This is a genomic window from Kineococcus glutinatus (assembly GCF_039542765.1).
GTDB classification, from domain to species: Bacteria; Actinomycetota; Actinomycetes; order Actinomycetales; family Kineococcaceae; genus Kineococcus_A; species Kineococcus_A glutinatus.
The window spans coordinates 1-6,594 of record NZ_BAABIL010000169.1 but is presented as its reverse complement, the minus strand read 5'-3'; the positions used below and the strand labels follow the sequence as shown (position 1 = coordinate 6,594).

5 protein-coding genes and 1 pseudogene are annotated in these 6,594 nt (G+C 73.1%); 1 reads left to right on the top strand and 5 read right to left on the bottom strand.

Annotated elements, in window-relative coordinates:
* The 5 genes from ABEB16_RS07335 to ABEB16_RS07315 form a co-directional block, all read right to left on the bottom strand.
* A partial coding sequence (locus ABEB16_RS07335) for a GNAT family N-acetyltransferase (RefSeq protein ID WP_345711605.1) occupies positions 1-1,297 on the bottom strand: 1,297 nt, incomplete at its 3' end.
* A 202-nt stretch (positions 1,298-1,499) separates the two neighbouring features.
* The gene (locus ABEB16_RS07330; RefSeq protein WP_345711604.1) at positions 1,500-2,807 is read right to left on the bottom strand and encodes an ABC transporter ATP-binding protein; all 1,308 of its coding nucleotides are present in this window, start codon (positions 2,805-2,807) and stop codon (positions 1,500-1,502) included.
* Positions 2,808-2,811: 4 nt separating this feature from the next.
* Positions 2,812-3,714, bottom strand: a complete 903-nt coding sequence (locus ABEB16_RS07325; protein WP_345711603.1) for a carbohydrate ABC transporter permease — start codon at positions 3,712-3,714, stop codon at positions 2,812-2,814.
* A gap of 2 nt (positions 3,715-3,716) precedes the next feature.
* Positions 3,717-4,667 (bottom strand): carbohydrate ABC transporter permease, encoded by a 951-nt coding sequence (locus ABEB16_RS07320; protein ID WP_425560127.1) that lies wholly within the window; start codon positions 4,665-4,667, stop codon positions 3,717-3,719.
* A 9-nt stretch (positions 4,668-4,676) separates the two neighbouring features.
* The gene (locus ABEB16_RS07315; RefSeq protein WP_345711602.1) at positions 4,677-5,957 is read right to left on the bottom strand and encodes an extracellular solute-binding protein; all 1,281 of its coding nucleotides are present in this window, start codon (positions 5,955-5,957) and stop codon (positions 4,677-4,679) included.
* Between the two features lie 314 nt (positions 5,958-6,271).
* Here ABEB16_RS07315 and ABEB16_RS07310 point away from each other — a divergent pair.
* A pseudogene (locus tag ABEB16_RS07310) lies at positions 6,272-6,594 on the top strand (spermidine synthase); the annotation flags it as partial.

The following is a 6,594-nucleotide window of genomic DNA, read 5'->3' as shown; positions in this document are numbered from 1 at the left end:
CCCTGGCCAGCCCGGTGGCGACACCTGCGGAGACCGCGCCGAGCCCGTCGGCGCAGCGGCTGAGCACCGCGCTGGCACGCACCTCGTCGCGGTAGGTGCGGCGCAGCAGGACGGCCCGGTCGAGGACGGCGGGCAGGGCGCTGCGGTGCTGGGGCGCCATCGTGACGCGCACGTTGGCCCGCACCCGCACCGCGCCCGGCGCGAGGCGCTGCTTGTAGTCCTCCTCACCGCGGAGCATGTCCAGCTCGGCGCGCCCTGCGGCGGTGCACCGCCGGCGCACCGCCAGCAGCAGCAGCGAGCCGGGCCCGGCGGCCGCGTAGCCGGCGCGGTAGGACTGCAGGTAGCCCAGCACGGTGCGACCGGCGGCGAAGCAGAGGTTGTAGGCGACGAGCTCGCCACCCACCCGCAGCCCGCTGAGCCACACCTGGTCGCGGGGCGCGGTGGCCAGCACGTGGGCCAGCAGCGCCCCGGAGGCCTCCTGCCACGGGCGGTGCCGCTGCGCGGCCCGGGGGTGGTCGTCGTCGACGGCGGCCAGCTCCGCGACGAGCGCGGCCACGTCGGCACCGGCGAGGAGGTCCTCGACGAGCCGGACCTCGCCCCGCTCGGCGAGGCGGCGCAGCTGGCGGCGCTCGCCGCGGCGCACGGCGGGCGGCAGGGCGGCGTCGTGCTCGGCGACGGTGGCGGGCAGCAGCAGGGCGGTGCAGACGGCCTGCTGCACCGCCCGCAGCCCGTACCCGCGCCGCTGCGCCCACGAGCGCAGGTCGGACAGCAGGGGGTCGTCGGCGCGGACCTGCTCCAGGTCCAGCAGCGCGCCGGGCACGGCGGCCACCGCCGCGTCGAGGACCGCGTCGACGAGGGCGCTGCCCTGCACGACGCGCGCGCCGGCGACGAGGACGGTGGCGTAGTCGCTGGCCCCGCTGCCGAGGAACGTCAGGACGGGCCGGCGCGTGCCGCCGCGGACGCTGAAGGCGCCGAGCGCGACGAGGCGGCCGCTGGAGCGGATCGCCACGAGCAGCGGGGTGCCGGCGCCGAGGTGCTCGTGCACGGGCAGCAGCCAGTCGGGACCGGCGAAGAAGGGGGCCCCGGCGGCGGCGAGCAGCTCGCGCCACGCCTCGGCGGGCAGCGCCCGGGGGTCGCGGTGGACGCTGGTGCGCAGCGCGGGCCCGACGGCGGGGAACGGACCGGGCTCCGGCCGGCGGGGCGGGCCGATCTCGACGGCCGGGGACGCGGTGGGGTCGAGGACCGACGGGCTGCCGTCGCGGTGCGTGCGCAGCCGCAGCAGAGCGTCTCCGACCACGTTCCGCCTCTCGCCGCTCCGGGAACCAGGCCGCGGGACTCCCGACGGCCCGCGTGCAGCGCACGATAGCTCCGCCGGGGGGCCGTGCCGGACAGGTGGGGGGCACGCCTCGCCGTCGACCTCGGAGCGTTCCCATCCGCTCACGGAGCGCTCCCGGCCGGGTGGGGTCCCCACCCGGCCGGGAGCCTGCGCACCGCCCCGCTCAGCCGATCGCGTCGCCCGGCCGGGCCGCCTGGTGCGCGCCCTGGCCGCGGACGTCGATGACCGCCGGCGCCCCGCCGCGGGCCGCCCCCGCCTCCTCCTCGCGGTCGTGCTGCACCTGCCGGGTCAGCTCCGCCCCGGCCTCGGCGTCGCGCGTGAGGTTGTCCCCGGTGCGCGGGTCGAAGACGTGCATCTTGCGCGTGTCGACCCAGAACTCCGCCTGACGGCCCTCCCGGATGCGGCTGGCCGCGTCGATGGACACCACCGCCTGGGTGCGCAGCTGGTCGCTGTCCAGCTCCTGCGACAGCGACCGCAGCCGGTCGCGCACCTCCGCCTCGGCCTCGAAGGGGATGTAGGCGTACTGCGAGTCCCCCAGCCACTCGGTGAAATCCACCTGCGCCCGGAAGGTGGTGCCCACGGGGCGCTTGACCTCGTCGACCATGCCGGCGTCCTCGAAGTACTCCGGGCGGATGCCGACGAGCAGCAGGTCGTGGCCGGCCACCGCCGCGGCGCGCCGCTCGTCCAGGTCGATCGGCCCGAACGGCGTGTCGAGCTGGTCGCCGCGCACGTGGGCGGGCAGGAAGTTCATCGGCGGGGACCCGATGAAGCCTGCGACGAAGAGGTTGACCGGCTGCTCGTAGAGCTCGCGGGGGGAGGCCACCTGCTGCAGCACGCCCTTGCGCAGCACCGCCACCCGGTCGCCCAGCGTCATGGCCTCGGTCTGGTCGTGGGTGACGTAGACGGTGGTGGTCCCCAGCCGCCGCTGCATCCGGGAGATCTCGCTGCGCATCTGCCCGCGCAGCTTGGCGTCCAGGTTGGACAGCGGCTCGTCGAAGAGGAACGCGTCGGCCTGCCGGACGATGGCGCGCCCCATCGCCACGCGCTGGCGCTGGCCACCGGACAGCTGGGCCGGCTTGCGCTCCAGCAGCTCCCCCAGCTCCAGCAGCCCGGCGGCCTCGTCGACGCGCTGCTGGATCTCCCGCTCGGGCACGCCCTTCTTCAGCCGCAGCGGGAAGGCGATGTTCTCCCGCACGGACAGGTGCGGGTAGAGCGCGTAGTTCTGGAACACCATGGACAGGTTGCGGTCGCGGGGCGCCTTCTCGTTGACGCGCTGCCCGCCGATCCGCAGCTCCCCGGCGGTGATGTCCTCCAGGCCGACGATCATCCGCAGGAGGGTCGACTTCCCGCACCCGGAGGGCCCGACGAGGATGACGAACTCCCCGTCGGCGATCTGCAGGCTGACGTCGTTCACCCCCCGGAAGCCGTTGGGGTACTCCTTGACGAGGTGGTCGATGTCGATCGCTGCCATGGGTTCAGCCCTTCACTGCGCCGTTGGTGAGCCCGGCCACGATCTTCCGCTGGAAGAGGAGGACCAGGACGATCACGGGGATGGTGACCAGGACCGACGCCGCGGCGATGGGCGCGGTCGGCTGGGAGAACTGGCTCGCCCCGCTGAAGAAGGCGAGCGCCGCGGGGACCGGCCGGGCGGCCTCCGTGGAGGTCAGGGTGATGCCGAAGACGAAGTCGTTCCAGATCGCGAAGAAGGTGAGGATCGCGGCGGTGAAAACGCCCGGCGCGGCGAGCGGGACGATCACCTTGCGGAAGGCCTGCCAGGCGGTGGCACCGTCGACCTGGGCGGCCTGCTCCATCTCCCAGGGGATCTCCCGGAAGAACGCGGAGAGGATGTAGACCGACAGCGGGATGGAGAAGGACAGGTACGGGATGATCAGCCCGAGCCACGTGTCGTAGAGGCCGACGGTCCGCCACAGGTTGAACAGCGGGGTGGCGATCGAGATGATCGGGAACACCGTGATCGCGAGCGCCGAGCCCAGGATGACCTTCTTGCCGGGGAACTCCAGCCGCGCGACGGCGTAGGCGGCCAGGGTCGCCAGGACGACCGAGACGGTCGTGGCGATGGCGGCGATGCCGACGGAGTTGCGCAGCGCGGTGAGGAAGATGTCGGAGGACAGGACGATGCGGTAGTTCTCCAGGCTGAGGGCGCTGGGCCAGAAGCGCTGGTTGTTGATGTCGTCGCCCTCCTTGAAGGACAGCGACAGGATCCACAGGACGGGGATCAGCGCGTAGGCGATGATGACCACCGCCGCGGCGACCCATGCGACCTGGCGCCGGCGCTCCCCCCCGCGCGACCTCGCGCTGCCCGTGCCCGTCGTGGCCAGCTGCGGCGCGCTGGCGGGGCGGTCTGCCGTGGTGGTCATCGTCATCCCCTCTGCTGCGACAGGTTCGTCTTGAAGCCCTTGACGAACATCACCGCGATCAGGACCACGAGGACCGCGAGGATGACGCTGACCGCCGACCCCAGGCCGATCTGCACCCGGGAGATCGTCTGCCGGTAGGCCAGGAACGACAGCGTCTCGGTGCCCTGGGCACCCTGGGTCATGACGAAGACGTTGTCGAAGATGCGGAAGGCGTCCAGGGTGCGGAACAGCAGGGCGACCATGATGGCGGCCTTCATGTTCGGCATGATCACCCTGCGGAACCGCTGCCAGGCCGTCGCGCCGTCCACCTTGGCCGCCTCGAGGTAGTCCTCGGGGATCTGCGCCAGGCCCGCCAGCAGCAGCAGCGACAGGAACGGCGTGGTCTTCCAGATCTCCGACAGGCAGATGACCGCCACGGACGGCACCGTCGAGCCGAACCAGTTGTAGTCGTCGAGGTTCAGCATCGGGTTGACGAACCCGTACGCCGGGGTGAAGGCGTACTGCCAGGCGTAGGCGGAGACCACGGTGACGATCCCGTAGGGCACGAGGATCGCCGTCCGCAGCGAGCGGCGCAGCACCAGCGCGCGGTGCATGACCATGGCCAGGGCGAAGCCGATGACGAACTCGACGGCGACGGTGACCACGGTGATCGCGGAGGTGACGCCGAACTGCCGCCAGAACAGCCCGTCGCTGAGGATCATGCCGTAGTTGCCCAGCCCGACGAACTCCCGCCCGTCGGGGTTGGTGAGCCGGTAGTCGAACAGCGAGAGCCAGACCGCGTTGAGGATCGGGTAGCCGGTCACGGCGACCATGACGATGAAGGCCGGCCCGGCGAGCAACCAGCCGAGGCGGCGCTCGTGGCGGGCGCGGTCGCTGAGCCGCGGGCGCCCGTGGTGGATGACGGCGAGGTCGTCGGTGACCTCCCCCGCGGCGGCGGGGACCGTGGTGCTCACTCGGGCCTCCTAGAGGAGCTGCTCGTTGGAGAGGACGCCCTCGATGAGGTCGGCGGCCTCCTTCGGCGTCGTGGTGGGGTCGAGGTCGGTCGGCGGGTGGTAGGTCTGCTGGATCGCGCCGGTGACGTCGCCGTAGTACGCCGAGATGGGACGCGGCGCGGCGTCCTCGAGGCCGGCGCGGATGGCCTCCCACATCGGGAACGCCTCGCGGATCTCGGGGTCCTCGAAGGCCGCCGAGTTCGTGGCCGGCTCGCCGCCGGTGAGCATGTGCTCCTTCTGGCTCTCCAGCGAGCGCAGGCAGCGCACGGCGTCCACGGCGAGGTCGGGGTAGCGGGTGAACGCCCCGATGCTGATGCCCGCCCCGCCGATCGGCACGGCGGCCGGGGTGTCGGCGTCCACCCGGGGGTAGGTGGTCCAGGCGACGCCGTCCTGGAAGCCCGCCGGCAGCGCACCGGTCTCCTGGGCGGAGGCGAAGGCGTTCCACACGTACGGCCAGTTCACCATGAACCCGCCGTCGTCCTCCTGGAACGCGGCGCGGGAGTTCTCCTCCGCCGCGGTGCTCATGGCGGCCGGCGCGGCGGGCGAGTCGGCGATGCGCCGCATGATCTCCGCGGCCGCCACCCCGGCCTCGCCGTCGATGGTGGCCGCGACGGCGTCGGCCTCGGCCCCCTCGCTGGCCGGGTCGAGGATCGTGCCCCCGGCGGACTGCACGAGGGCGTTGACCCACACCATGAGGCTCTCGTTGCGCTGGCCCTGCACGGCGACGGTCGTGCCCGTCCGCTCCGCGGCGTCGATCAGCTGGTCCCAGGTGACCGGCTGCGTCATGTCCAGGCCGGCCTCCTCGGCGACCGCCTCCTTGTACCAGAGCAGCTGCACGTTGGCGTAGAACGGGGCGCTGTACATGGTGTCCTCGTACAGCGACTGCTCCAGCGGGCCGTCGAGGACGCCCTCGGAGAACTCCGCGGCCTCCTCCTGCGTGTAGGCGCGCAGGAAACCCGCCTCGGCCAGCTCCGGCATGTACGGCGGGTCGAGGCTGAGGATGTCCATCGAGGTGTCGTTGGCCGCCAGGCGGCGCAGGATCTGCTCACGCTGGCCGGCGGCGTTGTTGGGCAGCTGCTCCGTGCGGATGTCGTAGGCCTCCGCCTCCTCGGAGCAGCGCTGGCCGATGGCCGCGTCGAAGGCGTTGTTGATGTACCAGGTCAGGGTCGGGGTCCCGGTCCGGGCCGCGCTGTCGCCGCCGCACCCGGCGAGCGTCGCCGCGGTCAGCACGGCCGTCGCCGCTGCGCCCACCCGGCGCCCCGACCGGCGCGGGCGCACGGCTCCGCTACCCGACGCACGCTTGTGATCCACTGCTCCTCCAGGCTCATCCGGTCGTCGTCGTCCGTCTCGCCACAGCTACCGGTGAACGCGACCTCACCGTCCGCGATCTCGATAGCTGGGCTCAGGGTTCCCCCAACCTGTGATCCGCGCCACCCGGAAGCCCGAGATCACCACCGGGTCACAGGCGCATCACATTTCCGCGGAACCCCTCCCGCCACCGTCGCGACGGGGCCCGCCGGACGGTCCGCACCGCGGCACCGGCATGCTGGCCCCCGCCCGAACAGGTGGAACCGGAGACGGGGGAACTGGCCGTGGGGGTCCTGGCGCGCGCCCGCGGGGTGCTCGGCGAGGTGGTGCTGCGCACCGGTCCCGGCGGCCCCGGTGGGCGGGAACTGCTCGTCAACGGGGTGCTGCTGATGGACACCGAGGACGCCAGCACCGAACGCGCGCTGGCCGCGCAGGCCCTGCGAGCGCTGCCGGAGCGACCCCTGCACGTGCTGGTGGGCGGTCTCGGCCTCGGCTTCACCGCCGCGCAGGCGCTGGCCGACCCGCGGGTGCGGCGCGTCGACGTCGTGGAGATCGAGCCGGTGCTGCTGGAGTGGGCGGC